The organism is Kitasatospora sp. NPDC001539 (assembly GCF_040298565.1).
GTDB lineage: Bacteria > Actinomycetota > Actinomycetes > Streptomycetales > Streptomycetaceae > Kitasatospora.
Window position 1 is genome coordinate 1 of the sequence record NZ_JBEPAK010000003.1, and the last position, 25,576, is coordinate 25,576.

Annotated in this window: 23 protein-coding genes and 1 pseudogene; 16 read left to right on the forward strand and 8 right to left on the reverse strand. The window is 73.8% G+C overall.

Translation table 11 applies throughout. The annotated features are described in order from the left end of the window. The first annotated feature begins 255 nt into the window (after nucleotides 1-255). From ABT247_RS01255 to ABT247_RS01265, 3 genes are all read left to right on the forward strand, one after another. A complete protein-coding gene (locus ABT247_RS01255) occupies nucleotides 256-948 on the forward strand; it encodes a Tat pathway signal sequence domain protein (protein WP_350736034.1) in 693 nt (230 codons plus the stop codon). Between the two features lie 278 nt (nucleotides 949-1,226). Next, on the forward strand, nucleotides 1,227-2,129 hold the full coding sequence (locus ABT247_RS01260) for an oxidoreductase (protein ID WP_350736037.1): 903 nt from the start codon (nucleotides 1,227-1,229) through the stop codon (nucleotides 2,127-2,129). Between the two features lie 258 nt (nucleotides 2,130-2,387). Beyond that, a complete protein-coding gene (locus ABT247_RS01265; RefSeq protein WP_350736042.1) occupies nucleotides 2,388-3,641 on the forward strand; it encodes a threonine/serine exporter family protein in 1,254 nt (417 codons plus the stop codon). Nucleotides 3,642-3,878: 237 nt separating this feature from the next. Here the strand turns inward: ABT247_RS01265 and ABT247_RS01270 are convergent, their stop codons facing one another. The 3 genes from ABT247_RS01270 to ABT247_RS01280 form a co-directional block, all read right to left on the reverse strand. Beyond that, nucleotides 3,879-5,024, reverse strand: coding sequence for a PP2C family protein-serine/threonine phosphatase (locus ABT247_RS01270; protein ID WP_350736045.1), 1,146 nt, complete (start codon nucleotides 5,022-5,024; stop codon nucleotides 3,879-3,881). Nucleotides 5,025-5,465: 441 nt separating this feature from the next. Further along, on the reverse strand, nucleotides 5,466-6,872 hold the full coding sequence (lpdA, locus tag ABT247_RS01275) for a dihydrolipoyl dehydrogenase (RefSeq protein ID WP_350736047.1): 1,407 nt from the start codon (nucleotides 6,870-6,872) through the stop codon (nucleotides 5,466-5,468). A 268-nt stretch (nucleotides 6,873-7,140) separates the two neighbouring features. Further along, nucleotides 7,141-8,862 carry a M28 family peptidase gene (locus ABT247_RS01280; protein WP_350736050.1) on the reverse strand — a complete coding sequence of 574 codons (1,722 nt, stop codon included), beginning with the start codon at nucleotides 8,860-8,862 and terminating at the stop codon, nucleotides 7,141-7,143. Between the two features lie 147 nt (nucleotides 8,863-9,009). On the opposite strand from ABT247_RS01280, the gene ABT247_RS01285 reads away from it, so the two are divergent. The 6 genes from ABT247_RS01285 to ABT247_RS01305 all read left to right on the forward strand — a co-directional run bounded on the left by ABT247_RS01285 (nucleotide 9,010) and on the right by ABT247_RS01305 (nucleotide 14,117). Then, complete coding sequence (locus ABT247_RS01285) at nucleotides 9,010-9,186, forward strand: antitoxin (protein WP_350736053.1); 177 nt, start codon at nucleotides 9,010-9,012, stop codon at nucleotides 9,184-9,186. Nucleotides 9,187-9,655: 469 nt separating this feature from the next. After that, entirely contained in the window at nucleotides 9,656-10,246 is a 591-nt protein-coding gene (locus ABT247_RS01290) for a TetR/AcrR family transcriptional regulator (protein ID WP_350736056.1), read from the forward strand. Beyond that, entirely contained in the window at nucleotides 10,243-11,616 is a 1,374-nt protein-coding gene (locus ABT247_RS01295) for an MFS transporter (RefSeq protein WP_350736059.1), read from the forward strand. Before ABT247_RS01290 ends, ABT247_RS01295 begins: the two co-directional genes overlap by 4 nt. 343 nt (nucleotides 11,617-11,959) lie before the next feature. Further along, nucleotides 11,960-12,283: a YfbO family protein gene (locus tag ABT247_RS01300; RefSeq protein ID WP_502892361.1), complete on the forward strand. Its 324-nt coding sequence runs from the start codon at nucleotides 11,960-11,962 to the stop codon at nucleotides 12,281-12,283. Then, entirely contained in the window at nucleotides 12,256-12,363 is a 108-nt protein-coding gene (locus ABT247_RS33590) for a hypothetical protein (RefSeq protein WP_502892362.1), read from the forward strand. Before ABT247_RS01300 ends, ABT247_RS33590 begins: the two co-directional genes overlap by 28 nt. A 461-nt stretch (nucleotides 12,364-12,824) precedes the next feature. Continuing rightward, nucleotides 12,825-14,117: a chymotrypsin family serine protease gene (locus tag ABT247_RS01305; RefSeq protein WP_350736064.1), complete on the forward strand. Its 1,293-nt coding sequence runs from the start codon at nucleotides 12,825-12,827 to the stop codon at nucleotides 14,115-14,117. A 409-nt stretch (nucleotides 14,118-14,526) separates the two neighbouring features. Here the strand turns inward: ABT247_RS01305 and ABT247_RS01310 are convergent, their stop codons facing one another. Beyond that, a complete protein-coding gene (locus ABT247_RS01310) occupies nucleotides 14,527-15,528 on the reverse strand; it encodes a GlxA family transcriptional regulator (protein WP_350736067.1) in 1,002 nt (333 codons plus the stop codon). Between the two features lie 120 nt (nucleotides 15,529-15,648). Between ABT247_RS01310 and ABT247_RS01315 the strand changes: the two genes are divergently transcribed. Next, nucleotides 15,649-16,560 (forward strand): NAD-dependent epimerase/dehydratase family protein, encoded by a 912-nt coding sequence (locus tag ABT247_RS01315; RefSeq protein ID WP_350736070.1) that lies wholly within the window; start codon nucleotides 15,649-15,651, stop codon nucleotides 16,558-16,560. 163 nt (nucleotides 16,561-16,723) lie between these two features. Here the strand turns inward: ABT247_RS01315 and ABT247_RS01320 are convergent, their stop codons facing one another. Together ABT247_RS01320 and ABT247_RS01325 are read right to left on the reverse strand one after the other, a co-directional pair. Next, nucleotides 16,724-17,191, reverse strand: a complete 468-nt coding sequence (locus ABT247_RS01320) for a DUF4279 domain-containing protein (protein WP_350736073.1) — start codon at nucleotides 17,189-17,191, stop codon at nucleotides 16,724-16,726. A 540-nt stretch (nucleotides 17,192-17,731) separates the two neighbouring features. Next, a complete protein-coding gene (locus ABT247_RS01325; protein WP_350736076.1) occupies nucleotides 17,732-19,075 on the reverse strand; it encodes an MATE family efflux transporter in 1,344 nt (447 codons plus the stop codon). Nucleotides 19,076-19,223: 148 nt separating this feature from the next. Here ABT247_RS01325 and ABT247_RS01330 point away from each other — a divergent pair, with 148 nt between their 5' ends. Further along, entirely contained in the window at nucleotides 19,224-19,763 is a 540-nt protein-coding gene (locus ABT247_RS01330) for a PadR family transcriptional regulator (protein ID WP_350736079.1), read from the forward strand. A gap of 100 nt (nucleotides 19,764-19,863) precedes the next feature. Here ABT247_RS01330 and ABT247_RS01335 read toward each other — a convergent pair. After that, nucleotides 19,864-20,081, reverse strand: a pseudogene (locus tag ABT247_RS01335) (transposase); the annotation flags it as partial. 11 nt (nucleotides 20,082-20,092) lie between these two features. After that, on the reverse strand, nucleotides 20,093-20,278 hold the full coding sequence (locus ABT247_RS01340) for a hypothetical protein (protein ID WP_350736082.1): 186 nt from the start codon (nucleotides 20,276-20,278) through the stop codon (nucleotides 20,093-20,095). A gap of 285 nt (nucleotides 20,279-20,563) precedes the next feature. Between ABT247_RS01340 and ABT247_RS01345 the strand changes: the two genes are divergently transcribed. The 5 genes from ABT247_RS01345 to ABT247_RS01365 all read left to right on the forward strand — a co-directional run bounded on the left by ABT247_RS01345 (nucleotide 20,564) and on the right by ABT247_RS01365 (nucleotide 25,525). Continuing rightward, nucleotides 20,564-21,523 (forward strand): WGR domain-containing protein, encoded by a 960-nt coding sequence (locus tag ABT247_RS01345; RefSeq protein ID WP_350736085.1) that lies wholly within the window; start codon nucleotides 20,564-20,566, stop codon nucleotides 21,521-21,523. Between the two features lie 256 nt (nucleotides 21,524-21,779). Continuing rightward, a complete protein-coding gene (locus ABT247_RS01350; RefSeq protein WP_350736088.1) occupies nucleotides 21,780-22,655 on the forward strand; it encodes a class I SAM-dependent methyltransferase in 876 nt (291 codons plus the stop codon). 460 nt (nucleotides 22,656-23,115) lie between these two features. Next, nucleotides 23,116-24,000 (forward strand): isocitrate lyase/PEP mutase family protein, encoded by an 885-nt coding sequence (locus tag ABT247_RS01355; protein WP_350736093.1) that lies wholly within the window; start codon nucleotides 23,116-23,118, stop codon nucleotides 23,998-24,000. A gap of 206 nt (nucleotides 24,001-24,206) precedes the next feature. Next, nucleotides 24,207-24,449 carry a hypothetical protein gene (locus ABT247_RS01360; protein WP_350736096.1) on the forward strand — a complete coding sequence of 81 codons (243 nt, stop codon included), beginning with the start codon at nucleotides 24,207-24,209 and terminating at the stop codon, nucleotides 24,447-24,449. Beyond that, nucleotides 24,446-25,525, forward strand: a complete 1,080-nt coding sequence (locus ABT247_RS01365; protein ID WP_350736098.1) for a bile acid:sodium symporter family protein — start codon at nucleotides 24,446-24,448, stop codon at nucleotides 25,523-25,525. The genes ABT247_RS01360 and ABT247_RS01365 overlap by 4 nt, the downstream gene beginning before the upstream one ends. Nucleotides 25,526-25,576 lie beyond the last annotated feature (51 nt).

Sequence of the window (25,576 nt, forward strand, 5' to 3'; positions counted from 1 at the left end):
CTGGGTGGTTCTTGCGAGCGGGGTGCGGCCGGGGCGGTGGGTTGCCGCCGCCGCGCCCCGCCGGGGGCCTGCGGGGCGGGGGGGGGGCGCTTTCCGCATCGCAGGCTTGCTGACGAAATGTCAGCAACTTCCGCGCACCGCCTTGACGGCACACCGACACGGCCCTAGAACGTAGTCAGCTCCCCCGCATCCCCCCACCATCGGGAGCACTGGCAGTTCGCCTTCTCGCCCCCTCATCGAGGAAGAGGCCTTCCCATGCGCATTCGCCCCCACCTCACCGTGCCCGCCGCCGCTGCCGCCGCGCTCGCGCTGGCCGCGATCGTCCCCGCCGCCGTCCCCGCCTCCGCCGCCCCGTACGCGGCCGGGGCCGTACTGACCGCCGGCAGCGCGGGCGGCACCGCCGTCGCGGCGGGCGACGCGCTGGCGGCTCCGCTCGCCGCGCACACCTCCGCGACCTTCTACTCGACCGCGACCAGCACCACCGGCGTCACCTGCGCCACCTCCCGGCTCGCCGCCACCGTGCTGACCAACCCGGCCGCCCCCGGCACCGCCACCGAGTCCCTCACCGGGCTCACCTTCGGCTCGTGCACCAGCAACGTCACCGGTGTCACCTCGGTGCGGAGCCTGACCGTCGACACCCTCCCCTACGGCGTGACCGTCTCCGACGGACCGGGGCTGCCCGTCACCCTCACCGGCGGCACGGCCGGCCCGATCCGGGCCACCGCCGTCCTCAACTCCTGGTTCGGCACCATCACCTGCACCTACCAGCTCAGCGGAGCCTTCACCGGCACCGCCGACAACACCGCCCACAGCCTGACCTTCACCAACGAGCACTTCGCCAAGAGCGGCGGCTCCGGCCTCTGCCCCGCCGACGGCTACTTCTCCGCGAGCTACGGCCCGGTCACCGACACCACCCAGTCCGGCTCCCCCGCGGTCTACGTCAACTGACCCGCTCCCGGTCGGCTCGGATCCGCAGCCCCCCGCGCGGATCCGGGCGTCCGCCCCTCAGGGCACCTTCGGGCGTACCTGCCGCCGGCACGTGGAGGTGCCCCCGAACGACTCTCACCAGCTCCAACGGCCGGGCGGGCGCGGTTCGTTCCCGATCCGGACGTGACGATCCGCGCATCCCGTACCCGTATCGGAACCCCCTGCGGCTGCCCCATACTCCACCTCCGGCCAGGACGGCCGGACGGCCGTCCGCCGAGACGAAGGGAAACGGGGACACGATGACAACAGCAGCCGCGGGGACATGGGGACTGGGTGACCGGGAGGTCAGCCGCATCGGGTACGGGGCGATGCGGCTGACGGGCAACGGCATGGCCGGGAACTCGGACGGGCCGCCGATCGACCGCGACCTCGCCGTCCGCCTGCTGCGCCGGGCGGTCGACCAGGGCGTCGACCACATCGACACGGCCTCCTTCTACTTCTCCCCGCTGCGCTCGGCGAACGAGCTGATCAACCGCGCGCTGTCTCCCTACCGGGACGACGTGGTCATCGTCACCAAGGTCGGGCCGGGCCGCGACGCCTCCGGCGAGTGGCAGGGCATGGCCCGCCCCGACCAGCTGCGCGGTCAGGTGGAGGAGAACCTGCGGCAGCTGGGCCGGGACCACCTCGACGTGGTGAACCTGCGCCACGGCGGTGGCGACGGGCGTTCCGTCGCGGAGCACTTCGGCGCGCTCGCGGACCTGCGCGAGGCGGGCCTGATCCGGCACCTGGGCCTCTCCAACGTCCGCCCCGAGCACGTCACCGAGGCCCGGGCGATCGCCCCGGTGGTCTGCGTGCAGAACCCCTACGGACTCGACTGGCGCCAGGCCGACGAGAACGGCCTGGTCGACCTCTGCGGCGAACTCGGCATCGCCTTCGTCCCCTTCTTCGCGCTCTCCGGGCGGCGCCGCGAGGCGGCCGCCGGGCAGGAGTGGGACGACCGGGTTCGTGCGGTGGCCCGCGCCCACGCCGCCACGCCGGCCCAGGTACGGCTCGCCTGGACGCTCCACCGCGGGCCGCACGTGCTGGCCATCCCCGGGACGGCCGACCCGGTCCACCTGGACGAGAACATCGCGGCGGCCGGCCTGCGGTTGACCCCGGAGGAGTGGGAGGCGCTCGGGGCGCCGGTCGCTGACGGGCGGTGACGGACGGGCCCGCCATGCCGGACCGGTACGCCAGGGGGCCGGGCTCGGGGCTCGGGGGCGCGGGCCCTGGGGCGCCGGGACTGGGACGCCGGGACTGGGACGCCGGGACTGGGACGCCGGGACTGGGGCGCCGGAACAAGGGCTGCGGGGCCCTCCCTGCCCGAAGGCGTCCGGACGGGCCCGTCCGGAACCTGCCCTCGCCGCGAACAGACCGGGGCAGAGTCGGACCGATCCGGGCGGGATGGGACGATACCTGCCATGTCTAGCACGTCTCCGTCGGTCCGGGGCCCCGAGGCCCCGCCGGACCAGCTCCGCCGCCTGCTGCTCGAACTGGGCGAAGCCCTGCTGGGCGGCGGCCTTCCCGTCCATGACGTCGAGGAGGAGCTCCACGGTCTGGGGCGGTCGATGGGAGCGCCGGACGCCCGGGTCGCCGCCCTGGCGAACGGGCTGTTCGTGGCGCTGGACGCGGACGAGGCCACCCGGTTCCAGCCGGTCGGCGCCGCCCTCAGGTTCGAGCAGACCGCAGACGTCCTGCACCTGGTCCACCGACTGCGCGCGGGCGAGGTCGACGGCCCGCGGGCGCTGGCCGAGCTGGACCGGATACGCCGGGCCCCGGCCCGCTGGCCCGGCTGGGTGGCGGACCTCGGGGCCCTGCCGGTCGGCGTGGGCGTCTGCGTCTTCCTCCAGCCGGTGCCGGCGAACGTGCTGGCGGCCGGGGCGGGCTCCCTGATCGTGGTGGGTCTGACCATGCTGGCCCGCCGACTGCCGCGACTGCGTCCGCTGCTGCCCGTCACGGCCGGGTTCCTGGTCGCGCTGCTCGTCCTCGCGCTCGCCCGGGCCTCCCTGCTGGACGGCCCGCTGCGCACCATCGTGGCCACCCTGGCGATCCTGCTGCCGGGCGGGCTGCTGGTCACCGGGCTGTCGGAGATCGCGGCGGGCGCCGCCAGCGCCGGGTCGGCTCGACTGGTGTCCGGCGCGGTTCAGCTGGCCCTCTTCCTGGCCGGGGTGGCCGCCGCCGCGACCGCGATCGGCATGCCGGCCTCGGCCCTCGCCAACATCCAGGTGGCCAAACCCAGCTGGTGGGTGATCGGGCTGGGGCTGGCGCTCGCCGTGGCCGGCGTCGTGATCAACGTCCACACCCCGCCGCCGGCCATTCCGTGGATCGTCGCGGTGATCGCGGTCAGCGTCACCGTGCAGGTCGTGGTGGGCTCGGCGCACGGCGCGGCGATCGGCGGCCTGGCCGGCGCGGTCAGCGCCGCGGTCGCGGCCACCGTGGTGCACTGGCTGCCCGGCGGCCCGCTCTGGCGGGTGCTGTACCTCCCGGCCTTCTGGATCGTGGTGCCGGGTTCGTTCGGTCTGCTCAACACCGCGCAGATCGAGGTCGGCAACGGGGCGCAGTCGGTGCTGGCCGCGGTGTCCGCGGTGTTCGGGGTCTCGATCGGCACCCTGATCGGCTCGGTGATCAGCCGGATTCCGCGCCCCTCCCTCGCGGTGGCCCAGCTGCGGGCCTGAGCCGGCGCGGCACCGACGGCCGCCCCGGAACCGCCGCAGCGGGTCGGCCGTCCAGTGCCGCGCTGGCCAGGCCGGGCTCGGGCTGAGCGCCGCCGTCCAGTGCCGCGCTGGCCAGGCCGGGCTCGGGCAGAGCGCCGCCGTCCAGCGCCGCGCTGGCCAGGCCGGGCTCGGGCAGAGCGCCGCCGTCCCGCGCCTGCGTCGCAGGGGTGGCCCGGCCGGGCCGCGCGCCGGCGGTCCTCAGCCCCACTGCGTCTCCTCCGGCGAGACCCCGGCGGACCTCCGGACGGCCAGCAGCGCCGTGTCGTCGGTGCGGCGGCCCCCGGTGTGGCGGACGACGGCGGCGGCGACCTCGTCCACCAGGTGTTCGGGGTCGGCGGCACCGGGCTGACCGGACAGCTGCTCCAGGTGTGCACGGAGGTCGAAGAAGTCACCCTGCCGGTCGCGGGCCTCGGTCACCCCGTCGGAGACGATCAGCACGGTCTCGGCCGCGGCGAGGCGCAGCCGCTGGGCCTCCGGAAGCCCGCCGGCCAGTTTGGCGAGGCCGATCGGCGCTCCGTTGCCCGAGGGCAGTTGCCGTACCCCCGCCGGTCCCAGGACGTGGGGGCTGTCGTGGCCGAAGTTGACCATCCGGATCTCCCCCGGCGCGACGTCGGGGAACCAGAGGACGACCGCGGTGACGAACCGTTCCTCCCGTTCCCCCAGCCGGGCCGACATCCGGTTCTGCCGCAGCAGCCGCTCCTCCAGCCGGTACGCGACGCTCGCCAGGTCCTCCAGTTGGAAGGCGGCCTCCCGGAAGCAGCCGACCAGCGCCGCCGCCGTGGAGACGGCCGGCAGTCCCTTGCCCTGCACGTCCCCCAGGATGACCCTGGCACCGAACGGGGTGGCCACGACGTCGTAGAAGTCACCGCCCACCCGCGCCTCGACGTCCGCCGCCAGGTAGCGTGCCGCCGAGTCGACTCCGCCCCAGCCGTGCGGCACCGGACGCAGCATCACCTGCCGGGTGGTCTCGGCGGCGCCCTGGAGATGCCGGACGTAGGCGGCGGCCCGGGCCCGGGCGAGGCTCAGCGGCAGGGCCAGGGCGGCCCCCGCGATCACCAGCAGGAAGTCCTCGATCCCCTGGGACTTGGCCCAGATGCTGTCCACCGCCGGGTAGACGGCGATCGACACGCAGGAGAAGGCCACGGTGAGCAGCGGGCCGCACAGCCCGGCGGCGACCACGGGAACCAGGACCAGCCAGCTGACGGACGCGAAGGAGTGCGGCGTCAGCCCGTCCACGACCACGACCGCCACCAGCAGCGCGGCGGGCACCAGCCAGGAGCGGTGGCCGTACCGGACCAGCACCGGGAGCGACTGCTGCTGCACCTCTGCGGACTGTTCCGGCAACCGCCCCTCCACTCATCCGCCCATCCGGCGTCCCGGCTCCCCGGTCGCCGTCCCGGCCATCCGGCCGGCTCACGGGCTCACGGCTGTCGGCCTTCCGCTCCCGGCGCCCGCCACTGGCACGGCTCTCGGCTCCGGCTTACCGCTTACGGCTTCCGGCTTCCGGCTTCCGGCTGCCGTTGCGGGCTTTCGACGGTCCGCGCGGCCCTTCCGGAAGACCCGTCGGTCCCCGCCGGGCGCGTGGCTCCGGGGCGGAGACGTCGGGCCCCACGTTAGGCGGCGCGGCCCGCAGAAGGCCGCGCAACGGGCCCGCGCCCCGGACCGTCGCCCGTTCGGCCCAACCGCCGGGCGCGGTCGCCTGGCTCCTCCCACTCGGCCGACCGCACACACGCGCGCCCCGCCGGGGCACTTCCCGGCGGGGCGCGGTGTCGGACGGGCGGTCCGTCACATGTTGATCATGTGGCCGGCCAGGCCGTGGATGGCCTCCTTGACCGCCTCGCCCAGCGTCGGGTGGGCGTGCACGTTGCGGGCGACCTCGTGGACGGTGAGGTCCCACTGCTGGGCCAGGGTCAGCTCGGGCAGCAGCTCGGTGACCTCCGGGCCGATCAGGTGGGCGCCGAGCAGCTCGCCGTACTTGTTGTCGCTGATGATCTTGACGAAGCCGATCGGGTGGCCGAGGCCGTGCGCCTTGCCGTTCGCGGTGAACGGGAACTTGGCGACCTTGACGTCGTACCCCATCTCGCGGGCCTGGGCCTCGGTGTAGCCGAAGGAGGCGATCTGCGGCTGGCAGTAGGTGGCACGCGGGATCATGGCGAAGTCGACCTCCATGGTCTCGGCCCCGCCGATGGTCTCGGCAGCGATCACGGCCATCGTCTCGGCCGCGTGCGCGAGCATCAGCTTCGCGGTGACGTCACCGATCGCGAAGATGTGGTCGACGCTGGTGCGGCCCCGGCCGTCCACCGCGATGGCGTTGCGGTCGGTGAGCTTGACCCCGGTGTTCTCCAGGCCGTAGCCGTTCACCCGCGGCGCGAAGCCGATCGCCTGGAGCACCTTGTCGGCCTCCAGCACCTGCTGCTGGCCGTCCTTGGTGACGGTGACGCGGACCTTGGCGTTGGGGTCGCTGTCATCGATCGACTCGACCCGGGTGGAGGTGAGCACCTGGATGCCCAGCTTGCGGTACTGCTTGGCGAGCTCGGTCGAGACCTCGACGTCCTCGAGCGGGACCATGCGGTCCAGGAACTCGACGATGGTGACCTTCACGCCGTAGTTGTGCAGCACGTAGGCGAACTCGACGCCGATCGCGCCGGCACCCGCGATGATGATGCTCTCCGGCAGCTCCTCGGTGAGGATCTGCTCCTCGTAGGTCACCACGCGCTCGCTCAGGCTGGTGCCGGGCAGCAGGCGGGTGGTGGCGCCGGCCGCGATGATGCAGTGGTCGAAGGTGACGACCTCGAAGCCGCCGCCGCTGAGCGCGACCTGGAGGGTGTGGTCGTCGACGAAGGTGCCCCAACCGTCGTACTCGGTGATGCCGTTCTTCTTCATCAGGTAGTGGACGCCCTTGACCCGGCCGTCGGCCACCGAGCGGCTGCGGCGGAAGGCCTCGCCGAAGTCGAAGCTCACCTGGCCCTCGACCTTGATGCCGAAGGTCTTGGCCTCCTTGGTGAAGATGTGGGCGAGCTCGGCGTTGCGCAGCAGGGCCTTGGAGGGGATGCAGCCGACGTTGAGGCAGACGCCGCCCCAGTACTTGGCCTCGATGACCGCCACCTTCAGGCCCAGCTGGGCCGAGCGCACGGCGGCGGTATAGCCGCCGGGGCCCGCGCCGAGGACGACGACGTCGTAGTGCGTGCTCATGTTGCTGACTCCTCCGAGGGTGTCACGGTGTCGTGATCTCGGTCCCATGGTGTCAGGACCGGATCCGGCGCACCCATCGGGTCTCGGTGGATGCGCTCCGCGCGGCACCGTACAGCGCCCGGGGCCGGATTGTCAGTGGTGCCCGCTACGGTGGCTCGTACCCGGCCCCACCAGGGGCGATGTCGGAGGGGAGGCTCCGGATGGATGGTGTGCGCACGGCAGGCGGGTGGGCCCGCCGCCCGAGGACGGCAGCGGGCCCACCCGGGCGTCAGGCAGCCACCTGGTGGGCGTCCGCCCCGGCTGCGGGGGCGCCGCCCGAACCGCTGATACCCGTTCCGGGCGCCGCCTGAGCAGCGGGGCCCGGTACGGACGCGGGGCTCGGTACGGACGCGGAGGCGAGCGCGGCTGCCGGGCGCTGCGCGGGTGCGGGGCCCGGAACGGACGCGGGGCGCTGCAGTGAGGAGAGGTCCCAGGCGTAGGTGCCGACGGCGTGGGCGATCACGTCGATGTTGACGTCGAAGGCGTCCAGGTCGAGGTTGTCCAGGTCGTCGCAGGCCTTGTGGTAGCAGGGGTCGAAGGCGGTACCCGCCGTGCCGCCGTAACGGTCCTGCTGCTCGGGGGACTTGATCCCCTCGGCGCCGGTGTCGGTGCCGCCGGCCGGGATCCCCGTGTCGATGAACGGTCCGTAGTCGGAGCGGCCGTTGAAGGCGGCCGGATCGTGCGGCAGGCCGCGGCCGTCCAGGTACGAGGTGAGGTCCCGCTCGATCTGCGCCGAGCCCTCCGGGCCCGCGCCGCCACCCGCGCTGCCGGAGCCGTTGTAGACGAACTGGGCGTAGTTGGGGGAGGCGATCATGTCGAAGTTGAGGTAGAGCCGGATCTTCTTCCGATCCGCCTCGGAGAGTGACTTCACGTACGCCTCGGAGCCCCTCAGGCCGAACTCCTCGGCGGACCACCACGCGAACCTGACCTTGTTCCGCACCGGCCGGACGCCGAGGTTCCTGGCGACCTCCAGGATGCCCGCCGAGCCGGAGCCGTTGTCGTTGACCCCGGGCCCGGCGGGGACGGAGTCCAGGTGGGCGCCGATCATCACGGTGTCGGCGGGCTCTCCACCGCGGGTCTCGGCGATGACGTTCCAGGTCGTGCGCGGCTCCATGCGGGTCCGGATGTCGAGCTTCACCCGCACCGGTCCGGCGGCGGCCCGCGCGGCCAGTGCCTCCCCGGCGGCCCTGGCGATCCCACCCGTGGGGATCCTCCCGGCGGTCGGCTCGCCCAGGGTCCCGTTGAGGTCGCCCTCGGCGTTGTTGTAGATGACCGCCCCGAGGGCGCCGGCTGCCGCTGCTGCGGCCTGCTTCTCGGCGAAGCCGCAGCCGCCCCGGCGGATCAGCGCGATCCGGCCGGTGAAGGCGCCGGCGGGGTAGTCGGCCGGCGTGCAGCCGGTGGTGGTGCTGACCGGCGCCACGGCCAGGTCGGCGGTCAGGCCCGACTCCGGGCCGCTCACCGAGTAGGTCATGGCGATCACCGGCACCGACTCGGCCTGCGGGGAGACCACGTCCAGGCGCTCCGCGCGCGCCTCGAAGAAGGTGTACTCGAACTCCTGCCTGGACACCTTGAGCCCGGTGCGCCGCGCCTCGTCGTAGACGTACCGCGCCGACTCCTCGTGTCCCTTCGAACCGGCGGCCCTGGTACCGCCGTTGCGGTCCGCGAAGCGTTGCAGCGCGGCCAGCGTCCCGTACGCGCCCTCGGCGCTGCTGGCCTCGACCAGCCGCTCGGCGAGTCCCGCCCCCCGGCGCGCCGGGTCCGGGTCGGCGTTCGCCGTACCCGTGCCGACCAGCAGCAGCGGGGCGGCGAGCCCGGCGGCGGTCAGCGCGGCTCCCGCACGACGCCGGTGACGGGCCGTGAGCGGACGCGCGGGCCGGTCCTCGGGAGCGGCGCGGTCCGGCAGGGCGGTGCGGTCGAACGGGGAGGTCTGACGACGCCTGGGCAGCTTCAAGGAGGCTCCTTCCGACAATCCGTGAACTCACGATTTGACATGACCGGGACCGCCTTGCCAAGGCCGCCACGCGGCCGCGAAATGCGCGGGACGGCCTTCGCGGTAATGCTGGAGGGGTGGGGGCGACTCATCCAGGAGGGTGACCACATGTCCATGTTGGATAAGCTCAAGAGCATGCTGAAGGGCCACGAGGACCAGGCCGAAAAGGCCGTCGACAAGGGCGGCGACACCTTCGACGACCGCACTCAGGGCAAGTACAGCAGCCAGACGGACGTCGCCCAGGACCGGCTCAAGGACCAGTTCCGCGACCAGCCGCCGCAGTAGCGCGCGGCGCCCGTCCTGCCTGTCCGGGCCGGGGGCGTGCTTCCCTAGCCGCCGCCCCGGCCCGGACGCCGGCGCTCCCGGGGCCGCTCCGGCCCCGGCTCCTGCCCGTGCTCCTGCTCCTCCCCCTGCCCCTGCCGCGGCTCCGCCACTGGCTCCGGTGCGCGCCCTGGCGCCCCACCGGACTCGGGCGCTCCGGGCTCGGGCGCTCCGCCGGGCTCGGGCACGTCGGCGCACCCCGGCGCCCCGCCCCGCGCGGGTTCCTCCGTGGCGCCGCAGTTCTCGCAGGGGCCGGGCCCGGGCCGCTCGCGCAGCCGTCCGCACTCCGGGCACACCCGGTCCAGCCAGCAGGCCGGTTCGCCGCCTTCGTCCATGCCGGAATTCTGCCGCGGCCGCTGCCGCCGCCTCCACCCCACCCGGTCACTCCATTCGCGAGTAGACACTGTCTACGCCGTGCTGGTAGACAGTGTCCATGACTGAACAGGAACGCGACCTGCGCGCCCGGCTGGTGGCCGCCGGCGTCGAGCTGGTCACCCGGGAGGGCGTCAACGCGCTCGGGCTGCGCGAGATCGCCCGCCAGGCCGGCGTCTCGCACGGCGCCCCGCGCCGCCACTTCCCCACCCACCGGGAACTCCTCGCCGCCATCGCCCGGCAGGGCTTCGGACGCCTCACCGACGCCCTCGCGGGCGCCGACGCCCTCGCCGCCTCCACCGGCGCCGACGCGCGCACCCGTCTGGAAGCCCTCGCCCGCGCCTACCTCGGCTACGCGGCGGCGAACCCCGGGATGTTCGAGCTGATGTTCCGTCACGACCTGCTGGAAGGCAGCGGTGCCGACCTGCGCCGCACCACACTGCCGCTGTTCCGGACCTTCGCCGACCTGATCACCGAGGTCCACCCGCAGTGCGACGATCCCACCGCCGCCACCGCCGCCCTCTGGGCCAACCTGCACGGTCTCGCCCAGCTGCGCGCCTGGGGCAGCCTGCGGCTGGTCACCGGCACCGAGGACATCACGCCGCTGCTGCGCGCCGCCCTGGACGCCCACCTCGGCCCGGCCGTCCGGTGACGCCCCGGCGCCGCCAACGGCTCACCCTCGCCGCGAGCATCACCGGAGCCGTGCTGGTCGCCCTCGACGGCACCGTGCTGACCGTCGCCCAGCCGACCCTCCAGCACGACCTGCACGCCTCCCTCGCGGCCGTGCAGTGGACCAGCACCGGCTACCTGGTCACCGTCGCCGCCCTGCTGGTCTTCGCCGGCCGCCTCGGCGACCACTACGGGCACCGGCGCGTCTTCAGCCTCGGCGTGGCCGGCTTCGCCGCCTCCTCCGCCGGGATCGCCCTCGCGCCCGGCATCGGCTGGGTGATCGCCCTGCGCGTCCTCCAGGGCGTCTCGGGCGCCCTGCTCCAGCCCGCCACCCTGGGCATGCTGCGGGCGGTCTGGCCCGCCGACCGGCTGCCCGGCGCGATCGCCGCGCGCACCGCCGCGATCGGCCTCTCGGCGGCCGCCGGACCGCTGGTCGGCGGCGCCCTCACCACCCACCTCGGCTGGCGGGCCGTCTTCCTGCTCGGGATCCTGCCGGCCGCCGCGGCGCTGCTCGCGGCCCTCGCGGTGCCCTCGGCTCGGCCCGAACGGACGGCCGCCCCGGGCCTCGACCTGCCCGGCGCCGGGCTGCTCGGCGTCGCCCTGGCCTGCCTGGTGCACTCCCTGGTCGCCCTGCCGGACACCGGCTGGTCCGCGACCACGGCCCTCGGCCTCGCGGCCGCCGTGCTGGCCACCGCGGCCCTGGCCCGGCACGAGCGCCGCACCGCCCGCCCGCTGCTGCCCGCCGAGCTGCTCCGGTCCCCGGCGGTGGGCCCGGCGCTCGGCGTCCTGCTCGCGGCGTCGGCCACGGTGTTCGGGACCCTGTTCCCGGCCACCTACTTCCTCCAGGACGTCCTCGGGCTGGACCCGCTCCAGAGCGCCCTCCGGGGGGCGCCGCTCGCGGTGGCGATGATCCTCGCCGCACCGGCCTCGGCCCGGCTGGCGAGGCACTGCGGCGCGCGCACCACCGTGGTGCTCGGGATGGCCGTGATCACCTCCGGCGCGCTGCTCACGGCCCGGCTCGGCCCCTCCTCGGGCACCGACGCGATCGGCTGCTGCTTCCTGCTGCTCGGCAGCGGCTTCGGCGCGGTGATGACCACGGCCACCTCGGCGATCGTCCGGGGCGCCGCCGCCACGGAGGCCGGGGTGGCGGGCGGCCTCCAGCAGACGGCGATGAACATCGGACCGGCACTGGGCGTCGCCCTGGCCACCACCGTCGCGGGCCGCACCGCACCCGGCGCCGCCCTCACCGCGTCCGCCCTGGCGACCGCCGCCGTGGCCACGGCCGGAACGCTCCTGGCCCTCCGCCTTCCCCACCAGGCGGCTCCGCGCCGGAAGGCCGTCGAGCAGCCGTGACGCCGCCGCCCGGACCGGACGGCGATCTTCGAGGCGCGGCCTGCCCCACCGACCACGGCACGGCGGTCCGAAGACCTGGGCGAGTGGCTCCGAAGGCGGGCGGCCCGGGACGTCCGGCATCCGGGTTGCGACGACCGAAGAGCCGGACACCCTCCTGACCGCACTCCGACCCGTAGCCCGACCCGGCACGCATCACCGACTCCGCCACGGCGGAGTGCGGGCGCTCCGGCGACACCGCGCGCCGGCCGGCGTCGGCGGGCCGGGCCGGGCCGGGCCGGGCCGGGCCGGGTACAGCGGCAACCGCTCGCCCTCGTGTCACTCCGCCGTGCAAGGATCCGTGACCATGATCTCCGCCGAGCAAGTGACCAACCGCGCTGGTGACGAGGGCGTGATGCCGTTGCTCACACTGGACGAGTTCTTCGACGGCAACGACAACGAAGGATGCATCGCGCCGAACCAGTGGGGCTACGGGCGGCCCGCTCTCGCGGAACTGGCCGAGCGCTTCCGCGCCATCGAGGGGCGCGAGGACGTCGCCTGGGTCCGGGTGCAACTGCACCCGGAGACCTTGGAGATGGACGAACTCGCCGGGAGGCCGTCGCCATCTGCACCACGGCGGACGAGAGTGCCTGCTCTGCGTGGATCGATGGGTTCGAGGCCAGCGGTGTGATCCCGGAGCTGGTGGATGTCTTCCGTGACATTCCGGAGGTGCCACCCGGCGCGACGGTGTGGTCCGTCGTATGGGACTAGGCTCGGCGGCGATGGTGCCGGTCCCAACCACTCGTTGCTGACACCTGACTCTCTCCCCGCCGCGCCGCGCACACGCGCCCCGCCGGAGCCCTTCCTGCCCCTGCCCCTGCCCCTGCCCCTGCCCCTGCCCCTGCCCCTGGAGCCTGTCCGGTGGGTCGAGCAACCGGCAAGCAACAGGACCGTCCTCGCGTGCGCGGGGCGGGGTGACCGCCCAGATCCGGAGTCGGCTCGCCTTGCGCCGATCTTCGGCAGAACGTGGGACGAGGCGGTCGCCGGAAGTCCCATCACACAGCCACCAGGACGTCAGACAGACGGACCACCCATCTGACGTGCCATCAATGTGTCATCCCTCACGCGTCATTTGACGCGTAACCGGACGGATCGATCTTGCCGCGAAGACGATCACTCGGCTTGGATGGCCGTACCGACGCGTCACAGTCGGACCGCTGACGATGGGGGAAATGAACGAAATGCGCAGGAACGTGACAGCGGCAGTCATGGCGACCGCCCTGGTGGCCGGCTCCATGTTGGTCACCGGAGCCGGGACGGCACAGGCCCGGGACGGCGACGGGGCCGCGGCGGACACCGACTCCGCGATCGTGGCGGCCGCCGCGAAGGCCGCACCGCTGACCGCGCTCGCCGACGCCCTCGGCGAGCAGGGCCGCAGCGACGCCTACGCCGGCATCTACGGGAACCTGTCCGTGGACGAGGGCGCCGGCACGGTGACCCTCTACGTGACCGACCTCAGGGACGGCCAGAAGCTCATCGCGGCGGCCAAGGGCGCCCACCCGGGCATCGACAGCGGCCTCGCCAAGCTGGCGAGCGCCAAGTACGCGAAGAAGGACCTCGACGCGCAGGCCGACCGGCTGATCGAGTTGGGCGCGAGCGGCGTGACGGCCGGGTCCGTCTACAGCGTCGCCGTCAACCCGGACGGCTCCGGCCTGACCGTCGCGGGGAAGTCCGACAAGCTCGACTCGATCCGCAGCGCCATCGCCACCGGCTTCGCCGCCGACCTCACCGCCGCCCCGGTGACCGTCGCGGCTGGTGACCCGGTCACCGCTGCCTCGTGGCGCTGGAACGACAGCGCGCCGTTCATCGGGGGTGACGTCCTGGTCGGCTCGGCTCACGGCGGCGGGACCAGCCTGTGCACCTCCGGCCTGGTCCTGGACGGCGCCAACGGCGGCGACCTGGTCACCGCCGCCCACTGCTTCCGCCAGGGCACCGACGTCTACGGCGAAGGCGACTCCGTGGGCGACTTCTACGGGACGCACGGCCACAAGATCGGCCACGTCGTCAACACCAACCCGTACTGGGACGCCCAGGTCATCGAGGTCCCCGGCAGCAACGGCTCCGGCACCGCCTCCGACGAGGCCGACCAGCCCGCCGGCAGGTGGTACCGCGTCAAGGGCGTGTCCTACTCGTACAACGGCCAGTCGGTCTGCCAGGACGGCACCCACTCCTACTACTCCGGCCACGGCGTGCCCTGCGGCATCAAGGTCCAGAACGACGACGTGCGCTACCGCCTCGCCTGGGACGACGGCTCCGTGCACACGGTGCGCGGGGTCATGGGCCACAACGCGAACTGGGCGGTCACGGAGGGTGACTCCGGCGCGCTGGTCTTCAGCGTCACCAACGGCACCGACCGCCGGGCCAGGGGCATCGTCTCCGGCCAGTCCGGCAACACCAACCTGTACTGGACCGAGGCCCAGGACATCATCAACGCCATGGGCGTCGGGCTCAACCCGCGCACCTGACCGCACGTCCGCACCCGAGCGGCCGGGCCCCGGATCACCGTGCTGGTGACCGCCAGGCCCGGCCCGTTCCTCGAACCGGGCTCGAGCCAGCCGGCGCGCAGCAGGGCGCCGGCGTGCACGGCGGTCAGCGCCAACCGGCGGCCGGGGCTGCCGTGCAGATCCTGAACGATGCCGCTCCCGCAGCCGGGCCTGATGCGCCCGCCTTGTCGAGGCCGGTGGGCGGACCGCCTCGGCTGCCTCGGCGCAAGCGGTTGGCCCGCCGGTTCCTCGGTTCCGGGGTGCCCGCCGGTTCCTCGGTTCCGGGATGCCTGCCGATCACTCGACCCACCGGACAGGCCCTGGTCCCGCCACCTGAACCTGCTGCCGTTCCCTCCCGTCGCCGCCCCGGAGCGTCGCCCGGCCCGTCCGATCACATCGCGCTGCGCCCCGACGGGGCCGACTGACGGCTCGCCTCCCGGCCGGACGGCCCCTCGCGGTGCGTGAAGGCCGCCCGGTAGGCGGTCGGCGCCAGGCCGGTGCGGCGGGTCAGGTGCAGGCGCAGCGAGTCGGTGGTGGCCAGGCCGCTGAGCCGGGCCACCCGGTCCATCGGGAGGTCGGTGGTCTCCAGCAACTCCTGGGCCCGCAGTACCCGTTGATGCAGCAGCCACTGCAGCGGGCTGAGTCCCGTCTCGGCGTGGAAGCGCCGGGTCAGGCTGCGCACGCTCATTCCGGCGTGCGCAGCCAACTCGGACCGCGTGAGCGGAAGCTGCAGCCGCTCCAGCGCCCACGCCCGGGTGGCGGCCAGCGTGCTGCCGGACTCCGGCGGCAGCGGCGCGGCGATGAACTGCGCCTGCCCGCCGGGCCGGACCGGCGCGGCGACCATCAGCCGGGCCGCCTCGTTGGCCACCGCCGCGCCGTGGTCGCGGCGCAGCAGGTGCAGGCACAGGTCGATCCCCGCCGACAGCCCGGCCGAGGTGAACAGGTTGCCGTCCTCGGTGAACAGCACGCCCGGGCGCAGGTCGACGCGCGGGTGACGCGCCGCGAACTCCTCCGAGCGGGCCCAGAACGTGGTCGCCGGCCGCCCGTCCAGCAGCCCGGCCTCGGCGAGCACGAACGCGCCGGTGCAGATCGACGCCACCCGTCGGCCGTCCGCGGCCGCCCGTCGCAGCACCTCCAGCACCTGCGGCTCCACGTCCTCGCGTGCCACCGTCCCGGTGACGATCACGGTGTCGGCGTCCGCGGCCTCCGCCAGCCCGTACGGAACCGCCACCGACAGACCGGAGTTGGTGGCCAGCGGCCCCGGTCGCGCGGTGCAGATCCGCACCCGGTAGACCGGCTCGCCGCCCACCCGCACGCCCCCGAGCACCAGCTCGGGGATGGTCAGGTCGAACAGGGTGGCCGGCGGAACGGCGATGACGGCGACACGGTGCACTGGCCCGAACCTCCGGATCTCTGGCATTCGGGCCACTATCCCACGGGTCGCCGCCCCGGAAGGCTGGGGGGCAGTCCACCCGGCCGGCCCGCGGCCGGGCCACCTCATGCCAGGAGCACCATGCCCACGCACGTCGTCGTCGGATCCGGCGCCACCGGATCGGCCCTCGCCCACCTGCTCGCCGATTCCGGCGAAGTGGTCCGACTGGTCAGCCGCCGGGGCTCGGGCCCCGAACACCCGCTGGTCCACCGGGTCGCCGCCGACGCCACCGACACCCACCGCCTCGCCGAACTCACCCGCGGCGCCCGCACCCTGTACCAGTGCGCGATGCCGCCGTACGACCGCTGGCCGGAGCTCTTCCCCACCCTGGGCGCCGCCGTGCTCACCGCCGCCGAACGCAGCGGCGCCGACTACGTGATGCTCGGCAACGTCTACGCCTACGGCCCCGCCGACGGCCCGCTGACCGAGGACCGACCGCTCGCCCCCACCACCGCCAAGGGCCGCGTCCGCGCCGAACTCTGGCAGCGCGCCCTCGACGCGCACACCGCCGGGCGGGTCCGGGTCGCCGAGGTCCGCGCCGCCGACTTCCTCGGTCCCGGCGCCCTCTCCCCGTTCAGCCTGCTCACCGCCGGCCCGCTGCTGGCGGGCGCCCCCGCCGCCCACCTCGGCGACCCCACCACGCCGCACAGCTGGACGTACACCGGCGACGCCGCCCGCACCCTGCGCGCCGCCGCCGACTCCGAGACCTGGGGCCGGGCCTGGCACGTTCCCTCCACCTCGCACGCCCCCGCCGCCGAACTCGCGGCCCAACTCGCCCGCGCCGCCGGCCGCCCACTGCCGGAGCTCCCCGCGCTCGACCGCGCCGCCCTCGCCGAACTCGGCCGCACCGACCCGGTGGTCGCCGAACTCGTCGAGATGCTCTACCTCTACGACCGGCCCGCGCTGCTGGACGCCACCGACACCGAACGCCGACTCAGCGTCAGCGCCACCCCGCTGCGGCAGGTGCTCGCCGAACTGACGACCGGCTGCTGACGGGCGGGCGGGCGAGCGGGCAACAGCCCGGCCGGCACCGGGCCGCCGCCCGCGTACGCCCCCCGCGCGCAGCGGGCGTCTGTCCTCCATCGCACAGACGTGTTGCGAGAGTTGGAGGAGAGACACGGTCGCCCGTTCCGGTGTGGATCATTCATCCGCCGGATCAGGCGAAGTCGTACTCGTCGACGTCCAGAGCAGCACCGGTGGCGTGGAGAAACGCCAGCACGTCGCGTCCCAGGTGCCACCCCAGTAGGTCCGGACCCTCGATGAGCTCTGGGGAGGCGCTGGCGAGGCGGTCCTGTCCATCCTCATCGTTGAACATGCGCACAACTTCCAGAACAGCACTGGGGCCTTGACGATCGTCGGCGTCGAGCTGCCGGGCCAGGGCCGCGATTGCATCGACGTGCGGTTCGAGCCGCGCCACGACGCGGGCAACCTGTTCGTCGACGCTCATGCCCGGCTCACTGCATACGATCTTCCATCGGTGAAGGACCGGAATCACTTGGGGTTCGGTGAAGCGGCTGCCTCGAACCGTGATCTCGTCCGGTTCGATTCCCAGCACAGCCGTCATCTCCGCGGCCGACATGGTGAGGCTGGACAGCCCGAAGTAGACGTACTGACTGATGAACATGCGGGAAGGATAGGCGTCGCACCGGTTGGCGGCTCGCCAATTGGTATGTGGCACCGGGCGATTGGCAGGACAATGACCGAGCCCGGGACCGGCGCGCCGGTCAGTGCCGGTGGCCGGTCACCGTCCTCGCAACGAGGGCGGTGACCGGCCCGATTCGGCTCGATGAGGATGCCGCGGGCCACCAGGCGCTTCAGCTTCGCCCGGGTGCCTTCGGAGTTCCGTGGCTCGGTGCCGAGGCCGAGAGCCCGGCAGACGTCCTCGGCTCGGAGTCCGCCTCCGGCCCGCTCCATGGCGGCCAGGCGCGGGCCGTATCCGGGCAGCAGCGTCCCCGGCAGCGGGAGGCCATCCTCGGCAGCCAGATCCACCACGGTCTCGCGCGGGTGATCTTCCGACGCTTCAAGGTGTCTTCCCGGCAACCGACGACCGCATCGGGCCCGCCCCGCCTCGCGCGCGCCCCGCGCGAGGGGCGAGGGGTCCCCGGCTCTCCTCCGGTGCCCGACGAGCCCTCCGTGTCGCCGAATCACACGGCCCGCCACTCCGTCACTCGACGGGCTGCAGCGTCCGCGCCGCGCCGACCGCCGCCACCGGAGCGGTCGGGCGGCGGGTGAGGAGGTGCAGCGCCACGAGTTGCACCACTGCGCCGACGGCCTGGCCGAGCCACACGCCGTTCAGCCCGAGGGGCCCCGACAGACCGACCGCGCAGGCGAGTTGGGCGCCGAGGCCGAGCAGCACCGAGCACGCCAGCGCCCGCCCCGCGCCGGTCGCCTGGTGGACTCCGCCGAGGGCGACGACCAGGGCGTACGGGAGCAGGTAGACCGCCGCCATGCGCAGGAAGCCGACGGACTGGGCGGCGACCGCCCGGTCGTCGGTGAACAGCGCGGTCAGCGGGGCGGCGAGGGCTGCCGATGCCGCCGCCGTCCCGGCGCCGAGTACGGCGGCCAGCCGGACGACGGCTCGGCGGAGGGGTGGCAGGGCCCCGCCGTCGCCGGCTCCGGCGAGGTGGGAGGCCCGCAGCGCGGCCGCCTGGCGCACGGCGTAGAAGGCCATGGTGACGACCAGCAGCAAGCGGTAGCCGATCCCGTACCCCGCCACCGCCGCCACGCCGAAGCCTGCCACCAGGCCGAGTTGGGCCGTGCCGACGGCCATCCGGGCGGTGAAGTCCAGACTGAACGGCGCGCCCGCCCGGACGATCCGCAGCGCTGCCGCGCGGGTGCCCCGTGGGGCGGCGCCGGGCTTCGGGACGGCCGCGCCGGCGCGCGATCGCAGGCGCAGCGTCACGGCGAGGGCGATCGCCCGGGAGGCCGTCAGGGCGAGGGCCGCGCCGGTGACGCCGAGGGCGGGCAGCGGGCCGGGGCCGAGGATCAGCAGGGGATCCAGCACCAGGAGCAGGGCGTTGGAGAGCAGGGCGATCCGCATCGGGGTGCGGGAGTCGCCGGCGCCCTTGAAGAGCTCGTCGGCGACGCGCTGGGCGAAGAAGAGAACGAAGGCCGGGAAGGCGACGGTGAAGTAGTCGGCCGCCCGGGCGGCTGCCTCGCCGTCCAGGAAGGCGCCGGCGAGCCGGTCGCGCAGCAGGAAGCCGGGCACGGCGAGGGCGAGGCTGCCGGCGGCGCAGAGCCACCAGGCGGCCCGGGTGGTGCGGGCGGCCTCGCCGTGGTCGCCTGCGCCGTGGGCGCGGGAGAGCCGGACGGCGGTCCCGGAGGAGACCATCAGGACGAGCCCGAGCAGCAGGTTCTCCACGGTGCCGGCGAGGGCGACGGCGGCGACGGCAGTGCCGCCGAGGCGGGCGACCCAGAACGTGCCGATCACCGAGGCGACCACGCCTGACAGCAGTTCGACGTAGACCGGTCCCGCCAGTGCGGCCAGTCGGGGCAGGTGCCCGCCCATGGTTCCCCCTCGCTCCTCCGCCGGCACGCACGCAAGCGGCTACATCGATTCGAGCTATGCCCGAACAGAGATACATCGGATCGATGTATCTCGGCAAGAGGTAACATGACCGCGCATCAGGGCGCTCTCCGACGAAAGGCTCCCGACCGTGCTGACGCTCGCGATCCTCGGCTTCCTCTACGACCAGCCGCTGCACGGCTACCAGCTCAAGTCCCGGATCACCGGCCTGACCGGCCACGTCAGGCCGGTCAGCGACGGCGCGCTCTACCCGGCCATCACCCGACTGGAGAAGGCCGGGCTGCTCGACCGGCGCCCCGAACCGGGCACCGGAGCGGCCCCGCGCCAGACCCTGGAACTGAACGAGCGGGGACGGGCCGAGCTGCTGCGGAGACTGGCCGACCCGGAGCAGGCCGAGATCACCGACCAGATGCGGTTCTTCGCCCTCGCGTCCTTCCTCCACCACCTGGCCGACCCGGCCCGGCAGGCCGCCGTCCTGCGCCGCCGCTTGGCCTTCCTGGAGGCCCCGAGCAGCTTCTTCTACGACGGCGACGACGGGGACGGCCTGCCCGTCACCGCGGAGCGCGAACCGAATCCGTTCCGGCGCGGCATCCTGCTGGTGGCCCGGGCCTCCAGCGCCGCCGAACGGGCCTGGCTCACCGAGACCATCGCCGACCTGGAGCGCCGCTAGGTCCTGTCCGACAAATGATCATCCGATCGGTTCGCGGAGGCGGAGGATCAGGAAGGCCAGGACGCCACCGGCGCGCAACGGTCGGCGAGCCTGTCGGACCTAGCGGCGCGCCGGTCCCGTCAGCCTCCCAGCGAGCGAACCGCTCGGAGAGGGTCTGCCGCCCGGGGCTCCGTGGCGCGATCTGCCCGAGCGGTAGCCGCCACAGCAATCATTGACCACCTGAGGATCACGCCGCGCACGGCCACGCCCGTCCACCTGCGGCAACCGCGGCTCAATCGGCTCCCATGCCGCGTCCGTCACCTGGCCTCGATCTGCCACACGATCAATGATCAGGAGCGCTTCTGGTCGGACTCGCACACGGGGTCCACCACGAACCGACTGAGCCGATAGGTGGTCGGCTGCACCAGACGGCCGCACAGGGTGTCGATCCGGATCATCGACCCGTCGATTCGCGCCTCCTGAAGAAGGCGCAAACGGGCGCGCACCTCCGCCTCGTCCCGCGTCTCGAGGATCACTTCCCATCGCCCCGCGTCCGGCGCGGTGCGAGCAGCGTGCCGCTGCCTCTCGACCTCTCGCAGCTTCCGCCTCCCCTGTCCTGGCACCGGCCAAGAATCGCCGGCCGGTGTGGGAACGGCAAGGCAATTGAACCGACCACCTCCCCGCCCGGTGATCATCTGCCAGACACGCCCCAGCCCGCCCGGTGGGCCGGGACGTACCGGGCGGAGCCGTCCGGGCGAGCGGTAGGGTCACCCGCGTGGCGGTCCCGGCGCGGGCCCACCGCAGGCGGTCCGGGAGGCCCGATGACCAGGTGGCGGCGGTTCGAGCGGCAGGGCGCCGCGATGGAGTACTGGGAGATCCGTCAGGAGGGGATCCGCTGCTTCCTGCGCTGGGGCTCCGACCGGACGTCCGGCAAGGCGAGCACGACGATCCTCGACGACGAGGAACAGGCGCGTCGCCACGCAGTGCGCAAGGTCGACGATCGTCTCCGCAAGGGGTTCACCGAGGTGGAGCCTCGCTGCGATCCGGCAGAGGCCGAGGCCGGAACACCGGTGCTGGAGCTCGTCAGCAGGGCTGCCGGTCCGCACGCGCCGGTGCCGGAGTTCCTGCCGGTCGACGGGTTCGACCAGGTCTTTCGCTGCGCGCGCACGCCCGATCACCCGCGGGGATTCTTCGAGTACTACGTGCTGCGCGAGCAGGGTCGCAGCGCGGTCCGCTTCGCCGTGCGAGCCGGCAGCCACCAGGACGCGGTGGTCGCCGGGTTCCTGGACTTCCTCTGCTCCAGGCGCGATCTCGCCTTCGCCGGCCGGTCCCACCGCAAGGTGGCGTTGCCGGATCCGGTCGGGCCTTTCGGTCACGCGCTGTTCTGCTCGCCCGCACTGGGCCGGGCCGGCGCTGGGCATCCGGCGACGGCGGCGCGGGTGGCGACAGCCTTCCCCGTGTTCGACTGCGAGATCGGGGACGAGGATCCCGAGGTGCTGGTCGACGCCCGCATCCACGGTCACGCCTCGCTGCCCTTCAGCGACTGGGGACGACAGCCGCATCCCGCCGTCGACATGCGCTTCGACGTCCAGCCGTCGCTCTACCGCCCGTCACCGAAGTTCAAGGCCTTCCGGCCGGCCGACCTCCAAAAGCTCATGGACGCACTGCCGACGGCAGCACCGCAGAGCTGGCTCGAGGTGCGGTCCTTCCGAGGCGCGACCACGCGCCTTCGACCCGACACAACCGTGTCCTTCGCCGACGTGTGGTCCTTCCTGATCTGAGGAAACCCGAGGGCCGGCCCGGCTGCCCCTGCCGCAGCCCCCCGAGCGTCCGAACGGCGAGGGACGGCGCACCGGAACTCGGTCACCACCAGGCCGTTCGCCCACTGCCGAACGGCGGGGCCGGGGAACGGATTTCCGCCATTCCGCACCTGGTCCCACCCGGCGCGCGCGTCGCTATGATGACCTCTCTCACGTCCACGGCGCCCCTCCGCGGCGTGATCCACCACCGCGCTCCGCCCGTCTCCTGGAGGCAGCCGTGCCCAGTGAAGTGACCGCAGCCACCCGTCCCGCGCCGCTGAAGCTGGACGACATCCCCGGCTGGTTCTTCGGTCTGGACCGGGCGGCCTTCACCCACCTGCTGACCGCGCAGACCGCCGCCGGCGTCAAGGGCGACATCCTGGAGCTCGGCAGCTACCTGGGCCGCAGCGCCGTCCTGCTCGGCGACCACCTCCAGCCGGGCGAGCGGCTCACCGTCTGCGACCTCTTCGACTCCGAGGCGGGCGACGCCGACAACGCCGCCGAGATGGCGATGTCCTACCGCAAGACGCTCACCCGCAGCGCCTTCGAGTCCAACTACCTGGCGTTCCACCGCGAGCTGCCCGAGATCGTCCAGGCGCCGACCTCGGTGCTGGCCGACGGCCGGATCCCGGCGGGCAGCTGCCGTTTCGTCCACGTGGACGCCTCGCACCTGTACGAGCACGTCGCCGGGGACATCACGGTGGCCAGGGCCGCCCTGGCCGCGGACGGCCTGGTCGCACTGGACGACTACCGCTCCGAGCACACCCCGGGCGTCTCCGCGGCGGTCTGGGAGGCGGTCTTCACCGGCGGCCTGCGCCCGGTGCTGCTCACCCCGATGAAGTTCTACGGCACGTGGGGCGACGCCGCGGCCGCCCGGCAGGTGCTGCTGGAGCGCGACTGGCGGGGCGAGGGCTACACCGTGGACGAGGACACCATCGCCGGGCAGCACGTGCTGCGGCTGAACTACCAGGTGAAGACGCCCGCGACGGTCCAGCGCTCCGCCTCCCGCCGCCTCGCGCTGGACCTGCTGCCGCCGGTCGCCACCCGGGCGACCCGCCGGATGCTGCGGACGCTGCGCGAGCGCCGCGCCGTCCGGCCGACGCCGAGCGCCTGACCTCGCGCGCGAAGGCGCTGCCGCCGTCCCGGCCGACAGGGCGTGGCCGGCGGGGAGGCATGCCGGCACCGCGCACGGCACCAGACGGCCCCGGGGCGACCACGCCCGGGGCCGTTCCTCGTCCCGGCACACCTGCCGTTCGCCGGCACGCCTGCCGTCGCAGGCACGCCCTGCCGGTCGGCTGCACCCCGTCCGGCAGCTGCGCCCTGCCGCTCGGCTCGCTCTGTCCGTCGGCTGCACTCGCCGGACCGCCAGACCACTGAGGCGGACGGACCGGCTCGTTCCACACCGCCTTCAATGATGATATTCCTGTCGTATTTTCAATTTCCCTTCACTCTTGCGGGGGTATTTCCGTTAAAGATTTGCCCATGACACCTTAAAGCTCACATAGTGAAGAAGCCTAAGTTCGGTCTAGCGAAGACCAAGTCCAGGCAAATACTTCACGAGTGAGGAGAGATCCGTGTTCGACGGTTTCACCGAGGTCGGCCCCGGTCAGCGGCTCCGCGAGGAGGTCGCCCGCCCCGGCACCACGCCCCTGATCGGCGTCTACGACATGTACTCGGCCTCCATCGCGGCCGAGCACTACGACGGCCTGTTCGTCTCCGGCTTCGGCTTCGCCGCCTCCTACTACGGCCTGCCGGACATCGGCTTCATCGCCTGGCCCGACATGGTCGCCTTCGTCGAACGGCTGCGCGGCGCCTTCCCCCGGCACCACCTGCTGGTCGACATCGACGACGGCTACGTCGACCCCGAGGTCGCGTGCCACGTCGTGCGCCGGCTGGAGCGCATCGGAGCCTCGGGCGTGATCCTGGAGGACCAGAAGCGCCCGCGCCGCTGCGGCCACGCCGACGGCAAGCAGGTCCTCCCCCTGGACGAGTACCTGGAGAAGCTCCACCTCGTCCTCGCCAACCGCACCGACCTCCTGGTCGTCGCCCGCACCGACGCCACCGAGGAGCAGGACATCCTGCGCCGCGCCCGTGCGCTCGCCGAGACGGACGCCGATGTGGTGCTGGTGGACGGCGTGCGCAGTGAGGAGTGGATCCGCCGGATCCGCCAGGTGGTCGGTGACAAGCCGCTGCTGTTCAACCAGATCGCGGGCGGCAAGTCGCCCCGCCTGTCGCTGCCCGAGCTGACGGACCTGGGGGTGGACGTGGCGATCTACAGCACGCCGTGCCTGTTCGCGGCGCACCGGGCGATGGAGGAGGCGCTGGCCGGGCTGAAGGTCGCCGACGGGCGGCTCCCGGCAACGGCCGGCGAGAGCCGCCAGATCGGGGTGCGGGAGTCCACCGAGTTGTTGGAGCGGAACATCACCCGCTCCCGTCAGCTCCTGGCGGTGACGGGATGACGGCCGGACCGCACGGGCCCGCTCCGCCTCGGTCGGCCGCCGCGCTCGAGGCCCGTGCACGACTGGTCGGCGCGCGGCGCGCCACCGGAATGCGGGTCGGCGAAAAGCCGGTCGGACGGGAGCCGGTCGGCGAGGAGCCGGTCGGCGGAACGCGCGTCAGCGGAACGCGGATCGAAGCGCTGCGGACTGCTGTGCTGGGGCCGGCCGTGGCGTGCGTCCTGCTCGCGGCCGGTGCCCCGCCGGCCTTCGCGGGTGGCGGGCTGATCACGGTCATCGACAACTCCAACGCCGACTCCTGGCTGGAGGTCGACCGTACGGCCAACCTGCAGAACGGCAGCGGCTCGGCGGGCAGCGACCACGACGGCGCCGGATCCCTGGTCGGCGGCCTGCTCGGCCCCACGGCGGCCGCCGGCCCGTCGCCCCGTCCGGTGCGAGGGAGCGAGCGATGACCGGGCCCCCTGCGAGCGCCTCGCGGCGGCGCCGGCCGGACGGGTACCTGCTGGCACTGGCCGGTACGGTCGCCCTGGCCGCCCTGTTCCCGGTTCCCGGCGGCGCCCCGGCCCGGTTCGCCGGGGGCGTCTGCGACCTGGCGGTGGCGCTGCTGTTCTTCCTCTACGGCGCCCGCCTGTCCACCCGCGAGACCCTGGCCGGGCTGCGCCACCTGCGGCTGCACGGGCTGGTGCTCGCCGCCACCTTCGGGCTGTTCCCGCTGCTCGGGCTGGCCACCGGTCTGCTGACGCCGGTTCCGCTGACCGGGCAGCTCCAGGCCGGGGTGCTGTTCCTCTGCCTGGTGCCGTCGACGGTGCAGTCCTCGGTGGCGCTCACGGGCGCCGCCGGTGGCGACGTCCCGGCGGCGATCTGCGCGGGGACGTACTCCAGCCTGGCCGGGCTGCTGCTCACCCCGCTGCTGGCGGCCGGGTTGCTGGGCTCGCACACCGTGCTGTCAGCGGACGGCCTGCTGCGGATCGGGGTCCAGCTGCTCGCGCCGTTCCTGCTCGGGCAGGTCCTGCGGCCTTGGATCGGCGACGCCTTGACGCGCCGCAAACGGCTGTTGGCGCCGGTGGACCGCGGTTCGATCCTGCTGGTCGTCTACACGGCGTTCAGCGCGGCGGTGGCGCAGGGCGTGTGGAGCCAGGCGACGCCACCCGCCCTGCTCGGGCTGCTCGCGGTGCTGTTCGCCCTGCTGATCGCCGTCCTGGCCGTCACCCTGCTCGGGTCCCGGCTGCTGCGGCTGGACCGCCGGGCCGCGATCGCGGCTGTGCTGTGCGGCTCCCAGAAGAGCCTGGCCAACGGGCTGCCGATGGCCGCCGTGCTGTTCGGGCCGGAGGCGGGGGTGATGGTGCTGCCGCTGATGGCCTACCACCAGCTCCAACTGGTCGTCGGCACCGTGCTCGCCGGGCGCTGGGCCCGGGCGCCCGCCGCGGCTTCCGTCGAGGGCCGGCCACCGGTCGCGCTCGGCGGCCCGAGCGCACTCGGCGGTCCGGGCGCACTCGGCGGCCCGGGCGCGCCGCCGGCTCCCGGGTGACCGCCGTCGGAAACGTTCGGCCGCGGCACCGGGCGGGCCCCCGAACCGGAC